At 63.0% G+C, this 18,374-nt stretch carries 22 protein-coding genes; 11 read left to right on the top strand and 11 right to left on the bottom strand.

What is annotated here, in order from left to right:
• Window positions 1-111: 111 nt before the first annotated feature.
• Both K3146_RS01690 and K3146_RS01685 read left to right on the top strand, forming a co-directional pair.
• The gene (locus tag K3146_RS01690; RefSeq protein WP_221544477.1) at window positions 112-948 is read left to right on the top strand and encodes a sterol desaturase family protein; all 837 of its coding nucleotides are present in this window, start codon (window positions 112-114) and stop codon (window positions 946-948) included.
• A gap of 103 nt (window positions 949-1,051) precedes the next feature.
• Window positions 1,052-1,579, top strand: a complete 528-nt coding sequence (locus tag K3146_RS01685; RefSeq protein ID WP_221544476.1) for a SixA phosphatase family protein — start codon at window positions 1,052-1,054, stop codon at window positions 1,577-1,579.
• 131 nt (window positions 1,580-1,710) lie between these two features.
• Here the strand turns inward: K3146_RS01685 and K3146_RS01680 are convergent, their stop codons facing one another.
• The gene (locus tag K3146_RS01680; RefSeq protein ID WP_221544475.1) at window positions 1,711-2,295 is read right to left on the bottom strand and encodes a TetR/AcrR family transcriptional regulator; all 585 of its coding nucleotides are present in this window, start codon (window positions 2,293-2,295) and stop codon (window positions 1,711-1,713) included.
• A gap of 71 nt (window positions 2,296-2,366) precedes the next feature.
• On the opposite strand from K3146_RS01680, the gene K3146_RS01675 reads away from it, so the two are divergent.
• Window positions 2,367-2,744 carry a hypothetical protein gene (locus tag K3146_RS01675; RefSeq protein WP_221544474.1) on the top strand — a complete coding sequence of 126 codons (378 nt, stop codon included), beginning with the start codon at window positions 2,367-2,369 and terminating at the stop codon, window positions 2,742-2,744.
• Window positions 2,745-2,799: 55 nt separating this feature from the next.
• Here the strand turns inward: K3146_RS01675 and soxR are convergent, their stop codons facing one another.
• Complete coding sequence (gene soxR / locus K3146_RS01670; protein WP_221544473.1) at window positions 2,800-3,237, bottom strand: redox-sensitive transcriptional activator SoxR; 438 nt, start codon at window positions 3,235-3,237, stop codon at window positions 2,800-2,802.
• 112 nt (window positions 3,238-3,349) lie between these two features.
• Between soxR and K3146_RS01665 the strand changes: the two genes are divergently transcribed.
• Both K3146_RS01665 and K3146_RS01660 read left to right on the top strand, forming a co-directional pair.
• Window positions 3,350-3,733 carry a VOC family protein gene (locus tag K3146_RS01665; RefSeq protein WP_221544472.1) on the top strand — a complete coding sequence of 128 codons (384 nt, stop codon included), beginning with the start codon at window positions 3,350-3,352 and terminating at the stop codon, window positions 3,731-3,733.
• A 165-nt stretch (window positions 3,734-3,898) separates the two neighbouring features.
• The gene (locus tag K3146_RS01660; RefSeq protein ID WP_221544471.1) at window positions 3,899-5,158 is read left to right on the top strand and encodes a Xaa-Pro dipeptidase; all 1,260 of its coding nucleotides are present in this window, start codon (window positions 3,899-3,901) and stop codon (window positions 5,156-5,158) included.
• Here K3146_RS01660 and K3146_RS01655 read toward each other — a convergent pair.
• Window positions 5,155-5,607 (bottom strand): tRNA (cytidine(34)-2'-O)-methyltransferase, encoded by a 453-nt coding sequence (locus K3146_RS01655; RefSeq protein WP_221544470.1) that lies wholly within the window; start codon window positions 5,605-5,607, stop codon window positions 5,155-5,157. The genes K3146_RS01660 and K3146_RS01655 overlap by 4 nt on opposite strands.
• A 5-nt stretch (window positions 5,608-5,612) precedes the next feature.
• Window positions 5,613-6,233, bottom strand: coding sequence for an SOS response-associated peptidase (locus K3146_RS01650; protein WP_221544469.1), 621 nt, complete (start codon window positions 6,231-6,233; stop codon window positions 5,613-5,615).
• Between the two features lie 162 nt (window positions 6,234-6,395).
• On the opposite strand from K3146_RS01650, the gene K3146_RS01645 reads away from it, so the two are divergent.
• On the top strand, window positions 6,396-6,620 hold the full coding sequence (locus K3146_RS01645; protein ID WP_221544468.1) for a hypothetical protein: 225 nt from the start codon (window positions 6,396-6,398) through the stop codon (window positions 6,618-6,620).
• A gap of 36 nt (window positions 6,621-6,656) precedes the next feature.
• On the opposite strand, the gene ubiA is transcribed toward K3146_RS01645, so the two are convergent.
• Window positions 6,657-7,571: a 4-hydroxybenzoate octaprenyltransferase gene (gene ubiA, locus K3146_RS01640; protein WP_221544467.1), complete on the bottom strand. Its 915-nt coding sequence runs from the start codon at window positions 7,569-7,571 to the stop codon at window positions 6,657-6,659.
• Window positions 7,568-7,951: a hypothetical protein gene (locus K3146_RS01635; RefSeq protein WP_221544466.1), complete on the bottom strand. Its 384-nt coding sequence runs from the start codon at window positions 7,949-7,951 to the stop codon at window positions 7,568-7,570. The genes ubiA and K3146_RS01635 overlap by 4 nt, the downstream gene beginning before the upstream one ends.
• A 39-nt stretch (window positions 7,952-7,990) precedes the next feature.
• Between K3146_RS01635 and K3146_RS01630 the strand changes: the two genes are divergently transcribed.
• The 3 genes from K3146_RS01630 to K3146_RS01620 are packed head-to-tail and all read left to right on the top strand — an operon-like array spanning window position 7,991 to window position 10,477.
• Complete coding sequence (locus K3146_RS01630; RefSeq protein ID WP_221544465.1) at window positions 7,991-8,749, top strand: 16S rRNA (uracil(1498)-N(3))-methyltransferase; 759 nt, start codon at window positions 7,991-7,993, stop codon at window positions 8,747-8,749.
• A 40-nt stretch (window positions 8,750-8,789) separates the two neighbouring features.
• Window positions 8,790-10,160: a glutamate--cysteine ligase gene (locus tag K3146_RS01625; RefSeq protein WP_221544464.1), complete on the top strand. Its 1,371-nt coding sequence runs from the start codon at window positions 8,790-8,792 to the stop codon at window positions 10,158-10,160.
• A 14-nt stretch (window positions 10,161-10,174) separates the two neighbouring features.
• Window positions 10,175-10,477 (top strand): putative quinol monooxygenase, encoded by a 303-nt coding sequence (locus K3146_RS01620; RefSeq protein ID WP_221544463.1) that lies wholly within the window; start codon window positions 10,175-10,177, stop codon window positions 10,475-10,477.
• A gap of 3 nt (window positions 10,478-10,480) precedes the next feature.
• Here K3146_RS01620 and K3146_RS01615 read toward each other — a convergent pair whose 3' ends face one another.
• The 4 genes from K3146_RS01615 to K3146_RS01600 form a co-directional block, all read right to left on the bottom strand.
• Window positions 10,481-11,830, bottom strand: a complete 1,350-nt coding sequence (locus tag K3146_RS01615) for a PQQ-binding-like beta-propeller repeat protein (protein ID WP_221544462.1) — start codon at window positions 11,828-11,830, stop codon at window positions 10,481-10,483.
• Between the two features lie 20 nt (window positions 11,831-11,850).
• Entirely contained in the window at window positions 11,851-12,630 is a 780-nt protein-coding gene (locus K3146_RS01610; protein ID WP_221544461.1) for a tetratricopeptide repeat protein, read from the bottom strand.
• A gap of 128 nt (window positions 12,631-12,758) precedes the next feature.
• Window positions 12,759-13,862 (bottom strand): glycosyltransferase family 4 protein, encoded by a 1,104-nt coding sequence (locus tag K3146_RS01605; protein ID WP_221544460.1) that lies wholly within the window; start codon window positions 13,860-13,862, stop codon window positions 12,759-12,761.
• Window positions 13,859-14,728: an alpha/beta fold hydrolase gene (locus K3146_RS01600; RefSeq protein WP_221544459.1), complete on the bottom strand. Its 870-nt coding sequence runs from the start codon at window positions 14,726-14,728 to the stop codon at window positions 13,859-13,861. The genes K3146_RS01605 and K3146_RS01600 overlap by 4 nt, the downstream gene beginning before the upstream one ends.
• 79 nt (window positions 14,729-14,807) lie before the next feature.
• Here K3146_RS01600 and K3146_RS01595 point away from each other — a divergent pair, with 79 nt between their 5' ends.
• Together K3146_RS01595 and astD are read left to right on the top strand one after the other, a co-directional pair.
• A complete protein-coding gene (locus K3146_RS01595) occupies window positions 14,808-16,205 on the top strand; it encodes a protein adenylyltransferase SelO family protein (RefSeq protein ID WP_221544458.1) in 1,398 nt (465 codons plus the stop codon).
• Between the two features lie 78 nt (window positions 16,206-16,283).
• Window positions 16,284-17,732 (top strand): succinylglutamate-semialdehyde dehydrogenase, encoded by a 1,449-nt coding sequence (gene astD, locus K3146_RS01590; RefSeq protein ID WP_221544457.1) that lies wholly within the window; start codon window positions 16,284-16,286, stop codon window positions 17,730-17,732.
• 105 nt (window positions 17,733-17,837) lie between these two features.
• Here astD and K3146_RS01585 read toward each other — a convergent pair whose 3' ends face one another.
• A complete protein-coding gene (locus K3146_RS01585) occupies window positions 17,838-18,317 on the bottom strand; it encodes a glycine zipper 2TM domain-containing protein (RefSeq protein ID WP_247710980.1) in 480 nt (159 codons plus the stop codon).
• Window positions 18,318-18,374: the final 57 nt, after the last annotated feature.

Here is an 18,374-nt window from a genome sequence, read left to right as displayed (position 1 = left end):
AAAACGCCGAACGTTTTTGAAATCGACCGGCATTCTTCGGACTTGCGGAGCCATCCGGCGAGGCGCATGCCATTACCGACCTGCAACACCGGGAAACAGGAGCCCGAACGAATGACGCAGGATACACTGACATCGCTTTTCACGGTCGTGTCCGATCATATTCTGAACGTGATGTATTTCGACTTCTCGCGCTATGCCATCGCGGCGGGCACGATGTTCGGCGTGCTCGTCATTTTCCGCGCCTGGGCGGAGAATCGCCGCATCCAAGAACGGCGTGCCCAGCGCAAGGATTACGCCCGCGAGATATTCTCCTCCTTCAGGACGGTGTTCTTCTTCGGGATCACGACGCTCGCCACACTCGGCCTGCGCGAGGCCGGGATCATCCGCTTCGAGCTCAACGAATTCCCGCTCTGGCTCGCCATCTTCCAGGCGGCGATCATGATCCTGGTGCACGACACCTATTTCTACTGGTCGCACCGCGCGATGCATTCCAAGCGGCTGTTCCGCGCGACGCACCTGCATCATCACAAGTCGCGCGTGCCGACGCCCTTCACCGCCTACAGCTTCTCCATCTGGGAGGCGATCATCGAGGCGGCCTATGTCCCGCTGTTCCTGCTCGCGACCAGCCTCATGGGCTTTGCCTATACCGGACTTGCGATCCTGATCTTCATCTGGGTGCAGATCAGCCGCAACGTGATGCAGCATGCGGGGGTGGAGATCCATCCGGCGGGTTGGGTCGACACCAAGTGGCTCGACTGGATCAGCACCACGACGCACCACGATCTCCACCATTCGGGCGGCAACCACAATTTCGGTTTCTACTTCACCTGGTGGGACCGCTGGATGGGTACGGAGCACCCGCAGTACAAGGAACGTTTCCGCGCCGTCGCCAAGCCGATCTGGCAGCGCGGGGAGCCTGTTCCGGCCGGTTCCGCCAGCGCGCCCTGAGGCAGCCGCGCGAGAATTTCGCGACACGGGTTCAACGGGAGTTGTAAGGGTACGGGGCCTCGCTATGCTGGAGGCTCCGCACTCACCCGGAGAATGATGCCCCGTGAAAATCCTTGGTCTCCTGCGCCATGCAAAGTCCGATTGGGGACAGAGCGACAAGCGCGATTTCGACCGGGGCCTCAACAAGCGCGGCTGCAAGGGCGCGGCACTGATCGGCCGGCACATCCGCGATCACGGGGTAAAGTGGGACAAGCTCGTTGCCAGCCCGGCCGAACGGGTCAAGGTTACGCTCGAGGAAGCCGAACTCGGCATCGACCCGCAGTGGGACCAACGCCTCTACCTTGCCAGCACCGAGACGATCTTCGATGTCATCGCCGAAGAAGGCGGCGACGTCGATGCGCTGCTGCTCGCAGGCCATAATCCCGGCCTCGGCGACATGGTGTTCGAACTCGTCGCCCCAAAAAACGAGAACGACTTGTTCGACGAGGCGAAAGTCAAATTCCCCACCGCCGCCTTCGCCGTGTTCGAGCTGGACATCGAGGACTGGGCCGACCTAAAGGAAGGCTGCGGCAGGCTGGTGCACTTTGCAAGGCCGCGGGACCTGGATCCCGCATTGGGGCCGGAGCAATAGAAATTCGGTAGATCGCCGCACTGTCGGCTATTGGGGTGGGAAGCAGAACGACCACTTTAGAAAACCTGGACAGATAAGCGGGCATACCATCGCCCGTCGATACGCGTTGTTTCGTCGGTCTACCGCTCAGCCTACCTAGTGACCCCAGCGAAGCGATCGATCATTGCATCGATTGCCCTCTCGAGGTCGTCACCGACTTCATTTCCCGACTTCAGACGATGAAGAACCGCCTGAGCAACTAGCGAGTTGATGAACGATGCGAGCAGTTCGACGTTACCGAGCGCAATTCCGTCTTCAGCCGCTTCCTCAAGTAAGGCGCGTATTCGGGCGATGCCCTGTTGATCTTCGATGGCGCTCGCCCGTTCTTGGCCAAGCGCGGACGGCCCAATCCGAAATAGGATCGCCGCAACATCGGTGTCCTTCACCTCATCCAACCAAGCGATACATCCGCCCTTCACTCGTTCCAATGGCGGGCCAGTGACGTTGCGAGGCCCGAAGGCCCGTTCGAGTGTTGCCTCGGACTCTTGCGCGTACAGCGCTTCGATGATCTCATCCTTGCTTCGGAAATGATGATACAGCGCGCCTTTGCTCAGCCCGGTGTCCTCAAGAACGAGTTGTGTCGTGGTCGCTTGCAGGCCGCGCGACAGCAGCAATCTGCGGAACGCCTCCAGTAATTTGGCACGCGTCGAAGCCGAACGTTCTTCCTGTTTGACCATCCGCTGCTCTTTACAAACAACTGCGCCAAGTGCAAACAAACCGCCAGTCGGTTTCTGGAGGAGTGTTCGTCTTGTCTGATTATCTCACGAGTCTCGACCACATGTTCGCAGTTTGGAATACGCTTGATTCGAGCGAACAGGAGAAGCTCGCCACTGAGGCGCTGGAGCACAACGTTCATTTCGTGGATCCGAGACATAACATCATGGGGCGAGATGCGTTCTTAAGTATGGTTCGCAAGACCCAGCAAGAGCATCCCGGTTTGCGGTACGGGCCTTCTTGCGAGCCGCAGATGCAAAACAATTTCTGTCGCTACCACTGGTCCATCCACAGCGACGACGAAGAAGTCATGACCGGTTTCGATGTCACGGAAGTGAGCGATGCGGGCAAGATACTGAAGGTGATCGGCTTTTTCGGTGAGCTTGATCGGACAGCGTCCGCTTCTGGTTAGCATTGGTCAGACGGCGCGCGTACGCAATCCGGGTCGAAAGCAGCCATACGATCTCTTACCGCAACACCCGCGGTCCTGCCCCGTCCGCGCCTGCCTCATCGTCCGCATTATAGAGCGCGCATTTCTTCAGGCTCAGGCAGCCGCAGCCGATGCAGCCGTCGAGATTGTTGCGCACCTTCTCCAGCGCCGCGATCTGGGCGTCGATCCGGGTGCGCACCTCGCCGCTGATGCGTTTCCAGTCGGCGGAATTTGGCGTGCGGCCTTGCGGCAGGCCGGACAGCGCCTCTTCGATCTCGGCCAGGGTCAAGCCGAGCCTTTGCGCGATCAGAACGAAACTCAGCCGCCGGATGTCACTGCGCGGGAAGCGCCGCTGGTTGCCTGCTGTGCGGTGCGCCTCGACCAGCCCCTTCTCCTCGTAGAAGCGGATCGCCGAGACCGAAAGACCGGTGCGGCGGGCGAGATCGCCGATGGACAGGAGGTCGTTTGCTTTCATCGATCACAGAGATAGCGGATTTGAAACTTGACCTCAACTTAGCTTGAGGTTGCATATGTCTGTGCATCACTTGGCCGACGCGTCTCGCGCCGGCCGCAACAGGAGATGCAACATGTCAAAGCCAAAGTCCCCGGGACGCCTCGAACACGCCAATCTCTCGGTCACCGACCCGGATCGCAGCGCGAGGTTCCTTATCGACCTGCTCGGCTGGGAAGAGCGCTGGCGCGGCCCCTCTATGCTCGGCGGCAAGACCATCCACGTCGGCGCGGATCATGATTATCTCGCGCTCTACACGGGCGACCATGTGACGGGCGAATTCAGCAAGGGCCTGCCGCTCAACCACATCGCCTTCACGGTCGACGATCTGGACGCGGCGGAAGAGGTGGTTCTTCGGCATGGCCTGAAGACCTTCAGCCACGGCGACTACGAGCCGGGTCGACGGTTCTACTTCTTCGACTGGGACGGGATCGAATTCGAGGTGGTCAGCTATGAATGAGATAATCCTGCGCCGACCGCTCTTCGTGCGTCCCAAAGACAGGCCCTTGCGAGCGCAAGCAGCAGACAAGGCGCGAGCGTCACGACCCGGCTTTCCCGAAAGGCCGCTTCGTGTATGAGTTTCCCCCGGATGGCCCCGTGTGGCCCAATTCCGGGGGAGATTATCATGAAGCCTGTCGCTCTTGCCGCTGCTGCCGCCGTCTTTGCAGCCGTTCCAGCATCTGCCGAAACCGTGGCGGTCACCGCCGATCGGCTGCTCGATGTCGAAAGCGGGCGCTATATCGATGCGCCGGTGGTGGTCATCGTCGACGGCAAGGTAACGAGCGTCTCGTCAGGAAGCGCGGTTCCGGAGGGCGCCGAACATATCGATCTTGCCGGACACACGCTCCTTCCCGGGCTTATCGACATGCATGTCCATCTCGATGGTCGGCCCGAATATGGCGGCTATTCGAGCCTGCAATTCACCGACCAGTTCTGGAGCGCGATCGCCGTGTCGAACGCCCGTGCGATGCTGGAAGCGGGATTCACCACCGTGCGCAACCTTGGTGACAGCGAGTATCGGGTGATCGGTGTTGATCAGGCAATTGCAGAGGGTTGGATCGAAGGTCCGCGCATTGTCACCGCCAATCACTCGCTCGGTGCGACCGGCGGGCACTGCGACGAAACCTTCCTCCCGCCGAGCTTCGAAACACGCAGCCCGGCCGCAGCCGACGGTCCCGAGGCTTTGCGCGCAGCTGTTCGCGAACAGCGCAAATATGGCGCGGAAGTCATCAAGGCCTGTGCAACGGGCGGCGTCTTCAGCCGCAACACCGCGCCCGGCATCCAGCAACTGCATCCCGAAGAGCTCGAAGCGATCGTCGACGAAGCGCATTTCTGGGGTCTCAAGACCGCTGCCCACGCGCATGGGGCTGAAGGGATCAAGGCCGCGATCCGCGCCGGCTTCGATACGATCGAGCACGCAAGCTATGCCGATGACGAGGCGATCAAGCTCGCCAAACAGCGCGGCACCTATTTCTCGATGGATATCTTCAACACCGAATACACGCTCAGTCAGGGCGCGGCGAATGGCGTGCTCGAAGAGAACATCGCCAAGGAGCGCGCCTTGAGCCAGGCGCAGCGCGACAATTTCCGCCGCGCGCATGAGGCCGGGGTGAAGATGATCTTCGCCAGCGATGCGGGCGTAATGCCGCATGAAGATGTCGGCGGGCAATTCCGCGTGATGGTCGAATACGGCATGACCCCGATCGAGGCGATCCGCGCGGCGACGGTCAATGCTGCCGATGCGCTGGGCCAAGAAGGGCAGGTCGGCGTAGTGAAGCCGGGTTCATGGGGCGATCTCATTGCGGTCGATGGCGATCCGCTGGCCGATGTCGGCGAGCTTGCCGATGTCGATGCCGTGATCAAGGGCGGCAAGCTGGTCGACTAGTCCGGGAGCGATCCCGTCTGGCGGAGCGCTTCACCGAGCGCGATCCCTGCACTCGTGGCGAGGTTGAGCGACCGCACACCTGCGCGCATCGGCAGGCGCACACTTGCATCGACGGCAGCGCGCACCGCGTCGGTCACACCCGCGCTTTCCTTTCCGAAGAGGAGGATGTCGTCGTGCCGGTAATCGAATTCGTAGGACGATTGCGTCGCGCGGGTGGTGAACAGCACCAGCCTGCGCCCTGCCCTAGTCTGCAAGAAGGCATCGAAATCCGCGTGCCGAACCACGTCGACATATTCGATATAGTCCATCGCCGCACGGCGCACGCGGCGATCGTCCCACTCGAAACCGAGCGGCTCGATAAGATCCACGCCCGCGCCCATGCAGGCGCCAAGGCGCATGACATTGCCGACGTTCCCGGCGATTTCTGGTTCGAAAAGGGCGATACGCATGGCGTCTACAGCAGCCCCACCTGCCCCTTGCCCGACCACGGAACCTTCGTCCGATCGAGCGCAAGCTCGCCCTCCCATGGCCGGCAGAGCGCAAACGCCTCTTCCGGCGTGCCGCCGGTCCATTGATCCCAGCTTTCCTTTGCAAGCAGCACGGGCATCCGCGTGTGCACTTCCTTCGCGAGGCCTCCCGCATCGGTCATGACCATGGAATAGCACGCGCCCCATTCCTCGCTGTCGCGCCATACGCCGGCAACGGCGAACAGCTCCGCATCGGGCCGCGAGAGCCAGCTGCGGGTCTTTCCGCCCTTCGGCCCTTCCGCCTCTGCCCATGCGGTGACGGGGATCAGGCAGCGGCGTTCCTCGAAGCTGTAGCGCCAGAAGAAGCTGTCGAGCTTGTCGGTGCGGGCATTGTTGACCGGCTTGGGCTTCAATGGCTGGCCACTCTTGCCCTTCATCACCAGCGGGAAGCCCCAGCTCATCTGCTTCAGCTTTCCACCCGCTACAACCGCGCCGGGATAGCCCGGGTAAACTTCCTCACCGAAATTCGCCCCGCTAAGCTCGTTCACCGCATCGAACCACGCGGCGACTTCGTCCTTGTTCTTGGTCATGCGGTAGAGATTGCACATGGCGGAGAGCGACAGTCAGCGAGCGATTACGAAATTCGCATTGGCGCGCGGGTCGGTGCAGCGCCTCCACCACAGCCGCCCCGTACAGGTGCGCTCGCCCAGGCTGATCCGCAGATATTCATGCCGAAAGGACGGCTCACCCTGCCGAAGGAAAAGTCGGAGGTGGACTCCATAGACAGTTTCGTTGCGAAGCCCTTCGAAGATATGGATGCGTTCGCCGCGCACGAGATCGCCCCCCAGCGTGTCGATCAGGTGAAATCGGTTCTCCCGCTCGTCGCGCTCGTCGATGAGGTGAATGTCGACGTGATCGATCTCGTCCGGGCGGATATCTGTGCGAAGATCAATTCGGATCAGGCCCATGTCCAGTCTCCCTTCGCTACGCAGTGAAGGCGCACCGCCGAGCCGTGTCAACCGGGATAACCATCAGGCATTTCCCACGACAAAACAAGCAGCTGCCACCAACCCACCGGTCCAGCGGTTGGAGCGGAAACGTTCGAGTGGATTGCCTGCGCCCTCACCGTCGAGCGTTGCGACTTGCCACCACAAGTGGCCTGCCGCGGGCAGCAGCGCCAACAGTGCCACCCAGTCTGCGCGGTATAGCGAGAAGGCGAGCGCCCACAGCGACACCGCTCCGGCATAGAACAGCGCCACCCCGCCCTTTACTCGTCCGCCTAGCCGAAGCGCCGAGGAACGAATGCCGACGAGCGCATCGTCCTCACGGTCCTGCATGGCGTAGATCGTATCGTAGCCGATCACCCACAGCGCCGCGCCCGCGTACATGGCGGCAAGGGCATCCAGATTGTCCAAGCGAAGCTGCGCCCAGCCGACCAGCAGCCCCCAGGTGAAAACCATGCCGAGCCAAGCCTGCGGCCACCATGTGATGCGCTTCATGAAAGGATAGGCGGCAACCAGCGCAAGGCTTGCCAAGGCGACAAGCTGCGCCTCGGTCCTCAGTTGCAGCAGCACCACCAGCCCTACGAGGCACAACGCCAGCAGCCAGCCCCAAGCCAGCTTCTTCGAAACGCGCCCGCTCGCGACCGGACGGCTGGCCGTGCGCGCCACCTGCCGATCGAGCTTGGCATCAACGATATCGTTGTAGACGCACCCTGCCCCGCGCATGGCGATGCTGCCCAGCAGAAGCCATCCAAGCAGCGCCCATTGCCAACCTGCTCCCGTCAGCCACACACCCCAGACGCAGGGCCAGAACAACAGCCACCAGCCGATCGGCCGGTCGAACCGGGCGAGTTGCGCGAGATCACGCGGTAGCTGCGGCAGGCGCGCAACGATCCCGCGGTGCTCGCTGTCGGGGACGACTTCGACCGAACCACTTTCGCTCATGATTGCGGTCTCGGACGGGTTGCATTCCAGCCGATCAGGCTTGCGATGAACATGGTCAGATTCCCCGCGAAGTCGATCATGCCATAGGTCGTCAGAACGGGCACGACATAGTGGAAATGGTAGTTGAACCAGAAGAACGGCAACAGGAGCACCGCGAACACCAGAAAGGTGCGCGCGCTCCACCGGACGGCGAGAGAGACGATGCCAAACAGGACTGCCTGGGCACCGAAACACGCCATGATGAACCGGGTCTCAAAACTGTTTTCGCGATAGGCGTCGGTAAAGCCCAGGTCGATGACGTGGCCCGGGAAGAAGAGTGCCCAGCCCCCAAGGATGAGGAACACTGCGCTTATGTAGAGTTGTGCGACACGCGCTGTCATGGCTTGCTCCCTACAAGCGAGCGTGCCACCTGCAAAGCCATGCCTGCAACACCCGCCTGGCCGCCCAAGAGCGCCCCGCGCCTGTTCGTCGACAACCCGTTGGCGGAGGGCGCACCCGTCCGCGTCGAAGGCAATCAGGCGCATTACCTCGCCAAGGTGATGCGCGTTTCGCCGGGCGACACAGTGATACTGTGCGACGATGAGACCGGAGAATGGGCCACCGAGGTAGTGGAAGCAGCGAAGCGCCACGTCACGCTCGAGCCGAAACAGCATTTGCGCCCGCGCGAGGAAGTGCCCGATTTCTGGCTCTGTGCAGCACTGCTGAAGAAAGACCGCTTCGACATGGTGCTGGAGAAGGCGACCGAACTCGGCGTCGCCCGTATCCAGCCGGTAGTCACCAGCCGCTGCGTTGCGGACAAGCTCAACCCCGAACGCGCCCGGACCATCGTGACCGAGGCGGCAGAGCAATGCGCGCGCACCGCTTTGCCCGAAGTCGAGGAACCGCTGAAGCTTGCGGCCCTTCTGAAGGACTGGCCGGAGGACCGCATCCTGTTCTTCGCCGACGAGGAAGGCGGCGAAGCGGCAGCAGACGCATTCTGCTACGCCGCAGAACCTGCCGCCCTTCTCATCGGGCCGGAAGGCGGTTTCGACGATGTCGAGCGTTCCGCCATTCGCGCCCACCCCAGTGCTCGGCCGGTCAGCCTCGGCCCCCGCATCCTGCGCGGAGAAACGGCGGCCCTCGCCGGGATTGCAGTCTGGATGGCCGAAGCGGGCGACTGGATCGGTGACGAAGAATAATTTCCTTTCCACGCAAGGTTCGGTTGCCTATCGCCACTGAATGAGCACGAGAGAGGCCTCGGGGGACGCTGATCCCATCATCGAAAGCCGCGACCAGCTGGTCGCGCCGATGCAGAAGGGCGAGAAGCCCAAGTCAGATTGGCGGATCGGGACTGAGCACGAGAAACTCGTCTATTGCTGCAAGGAACACCGCGCGCTTTCCTATGAGGAAGAGGGCGGCATACGGGACATCCTGCTCTCGCTGCGCGAGTATGGCTGGGAGCCGGTGGAGGAGAACGGCAAGGTCATCGCCATGCGCGGCGATGACGGCACGGTCAGCCTCGAACCGGCCGGACAACTCGAACTGTCGGGCGCTCCGCTCGAAAACCTGCACCAGACCTGCGCCGAGACCGGGCGGCACCTGCAGCAGGTGAAGGAAATCGGATCGCGCAACAATGTCGGCTTCCTCGGCCTCGGCATGTGGCCCGACAAGACCCGCGAAGAACTGCCGATCATGCCAAAGGGTCGCTACGAGATCATGATGCGGCACATGCCGCGCGTGGGCAATCTCGGCCTCGACATGATGCTGCGCACCTGCACAATCCAGGTGAACCTCGACTATTCGAGCGAAGCCGACATGGCGCAGAAATTCCGCACCGGCCTCGCGCTCCAGCCTCTGGCGACCGCGCTGTTTGCCAATTCGCCCTTCACCGAGGGCAAGCCCAACGGCTACCTGTCCTACCGCAGCCATATCTGGAGCGATACGGACCCGCATCGCACCGGGATGCTGCCTTTCGTGTTCGAGGATGGTTTCGGCTACGAACGCTACGTCGACTACATGCTCGACGTGCCGATGTATTTCGTCTTCCGCGAAGGGAAATACATCGACGCCGCAGGCCTCAGTTTCCGGGACTTTCTCGAGGGCAAGCTTTCGGTGCTCCCCGGCGAGAAACCGACCGAGAGCGACTGGTGGGACCACCTCTCGACCGCCTTCCCCGAAGTGCGGTTGAAGAGCTTCCTTGAGATGCGCGGTGCCGATGGTGGACCGTGGAGCCGCATCTGTGCGCTGCCTGCCTTCTGGGTCGGCCTGCTTTACGAGCAGGATGCGCTCGATGCTGCATGGGATCTCGTCAAGCACTGGACGATGGAAGAGCGCGAGGAACTGCGCAATGCGGTTCCCAGGCTGGCGCTCGATGCACCGATCCCTGGCGGCGGCAAGCTGCATGACCTAGCAAAGGAAGTCCTCGCGATCGCCCGCAGCGGCCTTGCCTCGCGCGGACGGCTCAATTCCTCGGGCGACAACGAGACCGGCTTCCTAGAGACACTCGACGAGATCGTCGCCAGCGGCAAGGTCCCGGCGCAGGTCCTGCTCGATCGCTATCACGGAGAATGGCAGGGCGATATTTCGCGCGTCTACAAATACAGTTTCTGAGCGGGAGAGACAGCATGATCCAGATCAATGGCACCATCAAACTGGGGCGCACGATCGATGCAGCCACGCAGAAGGCAATGGTCGAGATGGTCCGCGCCAGCCGCGCCGAGGATGGCTGTCTCGATTACACCTTCGCGCGCGACATGGCCGATCCGGATACGCTGGTCCTGTTCGAACGCTGGCGCGACCGCGCAGCGCTCGAGGCGCATGGACGGTCGGCGCATATGGCCGAATTCCAGAAGGTCATGGCGGCCAATCCGCCCGCTTCGCGCGAAATCCGGATCTACGAGACCGACGACGGTCAGCCGCTCGGCTGACGCTTAGCGGAAAGCGGTAATCGTGCCGCTGTCGTCCAGGACGTAGAGCGTGTTGTTCGCGACGACCGGCGGGAGGCTGATCGATTCCTTGAGCTCGCGGAACAGCGATGCAGAGCCTTCGCCCGTGCTCACCGCATAGATCTCGCCTTCGGAGTTGACTGCCCACAGCCGGTTCCCGGCGAGGACCGGACCCTGCCAGAAGATCGGGCCCTTGCGGTCTTCCTCGTCACGGAAACGCGGCATCTGCGTCAGCCAGCGAACCTTGCCGGTGGTTCGGGCGATGGCCATCATCCGCGCATCATCGGTGAGAGCGAAAATCCAGTCGCCGGCAATCGCGGGCGTGCTGATCCCTGCCACGTTGAGTTCCCACAGGCGCTGGCCGGTGACCAGTTCATAGGCCGCCATGCGCCCGCCCTGGCCGAGTGCGAAGACCTGTCCGCTGTCGATGATCGGATCGGCGTCGATGTCGCTCAGCGCGCCGACCTGCGTCGAGATCGAGGTCCGCGCGAGGGCATCGGCCCACAGGCTGCGGCCGTTCTCGTAGCGATAGGCGACGAGTTCGCCCGAGGTATACCCGGCGACAAGCGTGCCATTCCCAGCAGCAGGAGCCGCTACGCCGAACACGCCGGCCATGGTTGTCGATCCCGATTCCTGCCACACGGGCGTGCCGTCGGTGGAGCGGATCGCGAAGAGCTGATTGTCCTGCGACATCACGAAGACATTGCCGAACGCCACGGTCGGAGACCCGCGCAGCGGACCGCCCGGCTTGACCTTCCACAGCTCCGCTCCCGTATTCGCATCGAGGGCGTAGACATTGCCCGCACCATCGGTGCCGTAGAGCCTGCCATTGTCGAAGCTCACGCCGCCGCCGAAGGCCGAGGGGCGCGTATCGTCGGTCAGTTCGCTCTGGTAGGTCCAGTTGCGTGAGCCGGTTTGCGCGTCGAATGCCGTTACCTCGCCATCCGTGCCGACCGCAAAGAGCTTGCCGCCGCCGATCACCGGAGCCGCGCCGAGGCGCCGCTTGTTGCTGGCCCCGGCGATCTGTACCGAGAAAGCCTGCGTGGGAGCAGCGCCGAGCGCGAGGTGGCCGTAGCTCTTGCTCGCCGTGCCGCCGGCCTGGCCCCAAGTGTCGTTCGACCGCTCGGCTGGAAGCACGACCTGCGTTCCTGCGAGTGCCGGGTCGACCTTCGCCCCGCTTTCGATCCGCGAAAGGATCGGCGTACGATTGCCGACAGTCGGCGTATCCTTCTTGTCACCGCCGCCAAACAGGCCGCCGCTGCAGGCGGTCATCGCGAGCGCGCAGGTAACCAGCAGCGAAGTACGCAGGAAAGAAGGTGCGATAGTCTGGCTCATGGAATTTCCGTTTCGTATCATTATTCGACGAGGCTGGCGCCCTGCCCCGGCTGGGAGCGCTGGGCTTCGAGGACATCCTGCACATCGTCGATAGCATCGACGCCGAGAATTCCCGCCAAGTTCAACAAGCGCGCGCGCGCCGTTTCCGGTGTGCTCTCGTCACGGGCGATCTGCGCGAACAGCGCGCCCGCCTCATCGCGCTTGTCCTGCGCCAGATAGGCATGGCCGAGAAGCTCGCCCGCGCTGGTAAAAAAGGGTTCGCCGGGCACCGCCAAAGGTTTCATCGCGGCAACGATCTCGGCAGGCTCCATCTCATCGAAATTGAGCGCGGTCTGGCGGATCAGCGCAACGTCGCGCATCGCCTGCGGAGCGGTTTCGTCAGCCGCGACTTCGCCGAACAGGGTGGCAGCCTCAGCCCGTTCGCCATTCTCGGCTGCCATGCCTGCGCGCAGCATCTTTGCGCTGACGGCAGGAGCGCCTTCGCCCTCGAATGCCTCCAGGCGCGTGGCAACCGTGTCCATGTTGCCTGCATCGAGCTGGTCGAGCACCGTCACCAGTTCCTCGCTCGAGCTCTCCATCGCGTTCTCGCGCTGGTTGTCCCAGAACAGGTACCCGCCGAAACCGGCGAGGCCGAGCGCGATGACTGCCAGCAGCGGCTTGCCATAACTGCCCATGAAGCTTTCGAAATCGCCCTGCCGCACGGCATCGTCGACCTCGCGCAGCAATGCCTCCTGTTCGGCGGCGTCGCGCTTGGCGCGTTCTTCCTCGCGGCTCAGTTCTGTCTTGGGTGTGCGTGCCACTGCGGCGCGGTCTCCGGTCCATCAAAATTCGGGTTCGCGGGTCTTTAAGCATCGCATCGCGCGAGGGCAATGCTTTCGGACCCGGCCGGCAGAGCCTGTCCCCGCCTGCGTGAATGGGAAATGAAAGGCTAGAATTCGCGCTTCATCGCGCTCGAATAAAGGCGGCGATAAGTGGCGATCGTCTTGTCACGATCGAATTCCTTCACCGCGCGGGCGCGATTGGCCTCACCCACGGCCTTGCGGAGCGTGGCATCTGCCGACAGATCGCGCAGGAATGAGGCAAGGGCATCCGCATCGCCCGCATTGGGCAACCAGTTGCGGTTCTCCTTGGACAGGAGTTCCTCGATCTCTCCGCCACCAGGTGCGATTACCGGCACCGCCGCGGCCATGGCCTCCACGATGTGGACCGGAAAGGAAACAGGCGAGTCCGGCTGTACGTAGATATCGAACAGCCCCATGACCTTGGGCATGTCCGTGACTTCGCCCGCATGGTGGACGCGGTGGTTGATTTCCAGCCGGTCGACCACGGCCTCGATATCCGACTGCTCCTCGGTCTGGCCCAGGATGACGAGATGGAAATCCTCGCCCAGCGGAGCAAAGGCTTCGAGCACCCGCGCCAACCCGGCGTCGCTGCTGCATTCGCGGTGCATGCCGATCCAGCGCTCACCATCGCGCTTGATAAGGCGGAAGCCATCCTTCTTGGGCCGCTTGGCGAAGGCCTTGGTGTCGATCCCCGGCGCAATCCTTTTCACCCGACCGAGCGGCTGCTGCCAGTCCACCAGTGCCGCGGCCTCTAATGTCTCGCCCGGCACGACCACGCCTGCCGACTTGCCCAGCGCAAGACGCCGGTACCACTTGCGCTTGAGGACAGACTTCTCGTCCGGCTCGTACTCGTGATGGACCAGAGCAGGCAGGCTCATCGCGTCCTTGAACAGCGTATGCGCCATGGCGACATCGAGCGCTTCGGGCCCATGGGTGAGCACGAGGTCGAAGGGTGTCATTGCGCGGGCGAGCTTCTGCATGCGCCCCGGCGTCGGCAGGCCCTCGATCGGCGGGAAATTGCTGGCCAGCCGGAGATAGGCACTCGGCTGGAGACCGGCGGGCATGGCTCCGTCCGCCATCACCAGCGTGTGGCGCAGCTTGGTTCCGAAGGCACCGATGAGACCGGTCGAGGCCCCTTGCGGAAGGACGTGAAGGATATGCGGCGCAAGGCCGTTATCGGAACCGCTCATCCGACGCTGGCGAGCAGGGCATCGATGGCGCTACGCACCTCGGGCTCGTCGAGCGTGGGGGCATGGCCAGCGTCAGGCACGACCACCGTGTCCGCATTGGGCGCACGCTTCTGCATTTCCACCAGCGTATCGGCGCTCAGGATCGCGGAGATTCCGCCCCGCACTACCAGCAGCGGCTTCGCCGCCAGTGCCTCGAAACCGGGCCACAGGTCTGGCGGCACCGCGTTCTCGTCCGCGTCGTTGAAAGGCTCGGCGATCTTCATGTCGTAATCGAAGGCGATCCGGCCATTGGTGCATAGCGTCATCGAACGCTTCGCCATGGTGATCCAGTCGTTCGTGTCGAAGGAGGGATGCGAATCGCCATGTACCTCCTCGAGGCTGCGGGCCGCGTGCATCCATGTGGGATAGCTGCCGCCCTTGCCGAGATAGGTCCTGATCTTCTCGATCCCCGTCGGGTCGACTGCAGGACCGATATCGTTGATCACTGCCCCCGCGATCCGATGCGGTGCGAATTGCGCGATCAGCATGGTCATCAGCCCGCCCATCGAGGTGCCGATGGAAACATACCGCTCGATCCCCTCCTGTTCGAGCAGCGCCATGACATCTCCGATGTAGGTCGGGACAGCATAGCTTGCGCTGTCATCGGAATAGGCGCTTTTTCCGCGGCCGCGCATGTCGGGCACGATCACGCGGTGTCCCTGCTTCGCGATATGCGGGGCCAGCCCTTCGAAATCGCGGCTGTTGCGGGTCAGGCCGTGGAGGCACACGACCGGTGTCTTGTCGCCATTCTCCGCGCCATACTCGCGGAAATACAGCTCCAACCCGTCGGGGCTTTGCCAGCTGCGTTCGCTGAATTCGCTTTCCATGATTGCTCCGGTAGCGCCCTCGCGCGCAAATTTCGAGAGACGACTTGCATGGCACGTCACGCATCGCCATCCCCGACCCATGCCAAGCGCACCAGAACCCGCCGAATATCGCCCCGATACACCGATCCTCGATCTCGCCGATTGGCTGGGCGATCCGGTTGATGCAGCTCCCTTCCCGCGCACACAAACCCGGTTTCGCAACGATCGCTGGGCGACCGCCATCGGGCTCGGCGACCTGACCGACGAGCAATGGACAAAACACTTCGGCAGGTTCGCGCCTCTGGAGGGAAACCTCCCTCGCCCCCTCGCGCTCCGCTATCACGGGCACCAGTTCCGCGTGTACAATCCCGAGATCGGTGACGGGCGCGGCTTTCTCTTCGCCCAGCTACGCGATGGCGACGGACGGCTGCTCGATCTCGGCACCAAAGGTTCGGGACAGACTCCGTGGAGCCGCGATGGCGACGGGCGGCTGACACTGAAAGGCGGAGTGCGCGAGATCCTCGCAACCGAAATGCTCGAAGCGCTTGGCGTGAATACGTCGAAGACCTTCTCGATTACCGAGACCGGCGAAGAACTGATGCGCAGCGACGAACCTTCGCCCACACGATCCGCCGTGATGACCCGGCTGAGCCACGGCCACATAAGGATCGGGACCTTCCAGCGCCTGCTCGCGCTGGAGGAGAAAGCGCATATGGAGCAGCTAGTCGCCTATTGCTTCGAACAGTTCCCGGGCCCTCCCCCACCCGAGGACGCGCCCGGACGCGATGAACCGGCAGTCCAGCTCATGCATCTCGTCGTCGAACGGCTCGCCGATCTCGCCGCAAGCTGGATGGTCGCGGGCTTCGTCCACGGGGTGCTCAACACGGACAACATGAATATCTCTGGCGAAAGCTTCGACTACGGTCCCTGGCGCTTCCTGCCCCAATGGCAACCGGGCTTCACCGCCGCCTATTTCGACCACGCAGGGCTCTATGCCTTCGGTCGCCAGCCCGAGGCATTGCACTGGAATTGCGGGCAGTTCGCCATAGCCCTGCGCCTGATTGCCGATGCGCCGCCGCTGATCGCCGCGATGGAGCGTTTCGGTCCGCTATATATGGCAGCAGTCGGGCGGCGCTGGTGCTGGCGGCTGGGCGTCCAAAGCCGTGGTTTCGAAGAGGACGCCAGGCTAGTGGGAGCCTGCGAGGCTGCGATGGCAGAGAGTGGCGATCAGCCGGACGCATTCTTCTACCGGCTGCGCGGGGGTCGGAACGCTGAGGAGAGCCTAACGCCGATCCTGTCGGACTACACACCGGTCGAAGACAGCCACGAATATTGGTCAGAAGGCGAACCCGAAAGCATGCTGATCGAAGAGGTCGAGGCAATCTGGTCGGCAATCGACGAGCGGGACGACTGGCAGCCGCTCAGTAATAAGGTCGAGCGCCTGCGGCGGATGGGCGATGCGCATGGCCCCGCTCCAAGGCCTGCAGGGCACAGGTGAAACTCCTATTTGACGCGCCACCGCGGAACTTACATAGGCGCATCCAAGAGTGTTTCCTGATTGAGGATCGGAATTTACGTGGCGGACAAGATGATTTCCACGGAACCCGCGACCGGCAATGAGATCTGGCGTGGCAAGGTGGGCAATGTCGATGAAGCCATCGAGCGCGCGCAGGCTGCAAAGGCCGGCTGGGCGAACGAGTCACCCGCGCGCCGCATGGAATTCATGCGCCGTTTCGCCAACCAGGTGCTCAAGCACGCGGAACCCTTTGCCGAACTGATCGCGCGCGAGACTGGCAAGCCCCTTTGGGAGGCGCGCACCGAAGTCGACGCGGTCAAGAACAAGGTCGAAATCTCGATCTCGGCCTATCTCGAGCGGACGGGCCAGAAGAAGCTCGACAGCGCATTGCAGGGAACCGCCGGGCTACGGCACAAGCCGCATGGCGTGATGGCGGTGCTGGGCCCGTACAATTTCCCCGCCCACCTGCCGAACGGCCACATCGTGCCCGCGCTCATCGCTGGCAATACGGTGGTTTTCAAGCCGAGCGAGAAGACCCCGGCGGTCGGCGAATTCCTGACCAAGCTGTTCCACGAAGCCGAAATCCCCGAAGACGTGATCCAGTGCGTCCACGGCGGGGCGAATGTCGGCAAGGCACTGGTCGGCCATCCCGACATTAACGGCCTCCTGTTCACCGGTTCGGCGCAAGCCGGCATCGCGATCAACAAGAAGCTCGCCACCGATCCCGGCAAGATCGTCGCGCTGGAAATGGGCGGCAACAACCCGATCGTCCTGCTCGATACGCCCAAGCTCGAAGATGCGGCGACAACCATCATCCAGTCGGCCTTCACGACTGCCGGGCAGCGTTGCACCGCTGCGCGCCGCCTGATCGTGCTCGACGAGATGTACCACGAGATCGTGCCGGTGCTGGTGGGCCTGACCAAGCGCCTGATCGTCGATGAACCTTTCGCCGATCCGCAGCCCTTCATGGGCACAGTGATCGACAATGTCGCGGCAGACCAGCTGGTCGAAAGCCGCGAGGCGTTGCTCGAAAACGGGGGCCAGGACGTGCTCGCCATGAAGCGGCTGAAGGACGATCTCCCGTTCCTTAGTCCCGGCATCATCGACACGACCAAGATCAAGGACCGCCCGGACGTAGAGCTGTTCGGCCCGCTACTCCAGATCATCCGGGTCAAGGATTACGACGCAGCGATCGCCGAGGCGAACAACACGCGTTATGGCCTGTCGGCATCGCTCATCGGCGGCAAGCCGGAAGATTTCGAGCGGTTCTGGACTGAAATCCGCGCCGGAATCGTCAACTGGAACCGTCCGACCAATGGCGCGTCCTCGGCCGCGCCCTTCGGCGGCATCGGCCTGTCGGGCAATCACCGCCCGGCCGCCTATTACGCCGCCGATTATTGCGCCTACCCGGTCGCCAGTACGGAGGTAGACCAACCCCGTGCAACCATCGGTGTGGGGCTTGCGGAACCGTCAAAGCAGACCCGCAAGACCAAGGACAAGCACACATAAAAGGGCGCCGCCCGCTCCCGTTATGGGATCCGGACGACGCCCGCTGCGACCCGGAGGCCGCCTCCAGGCTGCGGGTGGGCGCAACCTGAAGCTCGTTGGTCTGGTTTAGCCGCAGCGCGTGCTGGAGCGGTCGATCGTCCGGCCGAGCAGCGCACCTGCCGCACCGCCGAGGATGGCGCCGAGCGTACGGTCGCCGTTGCGGCCCGCCAGTTCGTGACCGATCAGCGCGCCGACACCTGCCCCGACCAGCAGGCCGGTGGTGCCGTCTTCCTTGCGGCAGTAGTAGCGGTTGTCACGACCGCGCCAGATGCGGGTGTCGCGGTAGACCGGCTCGCCATAGTGGCGGTCGTAACCCATGTAATAGGGGCGACGTTCGCCGTAATAGCGATCGCCGTGATGACCGCGGTGGTGATGGCGATGCTTGTGGCGCTTGTGCTTCTTGCCGTGTTCGAAAACCATGTCGCCAGCGACAGCGGCGTGGGCTTGCGGCGCGGCATGTGCGGGGACAGCAGCGGCAGCGGGCATGGCGAGGGTCATGCCGGTTGCGGCAATGGCGAGGGATAGTGTCTTGGTCAGCTTCGGCATAGCTAGGTTCCTTTGGTCGTATTCGACTCGTTAGGGGGTCGATGCCGTTCATAGTTA

The sequence above is a fragment of the Qipengyuania vesicularis genome (assembly GCF_019711415.1).
GTDB classification, from domain to species: domain Bacteria; phylum Pseudomonadota; class Alphaproteobacteria; order Sphingomonadales; family Sphingomonadaceae; genus Qipengyuania; species Qipengyuania vesicularis.
Note: the sequence above shows the minus strand (reverse complement) of the source record. Positions and strands in the feature narration are given on the sequence as shown.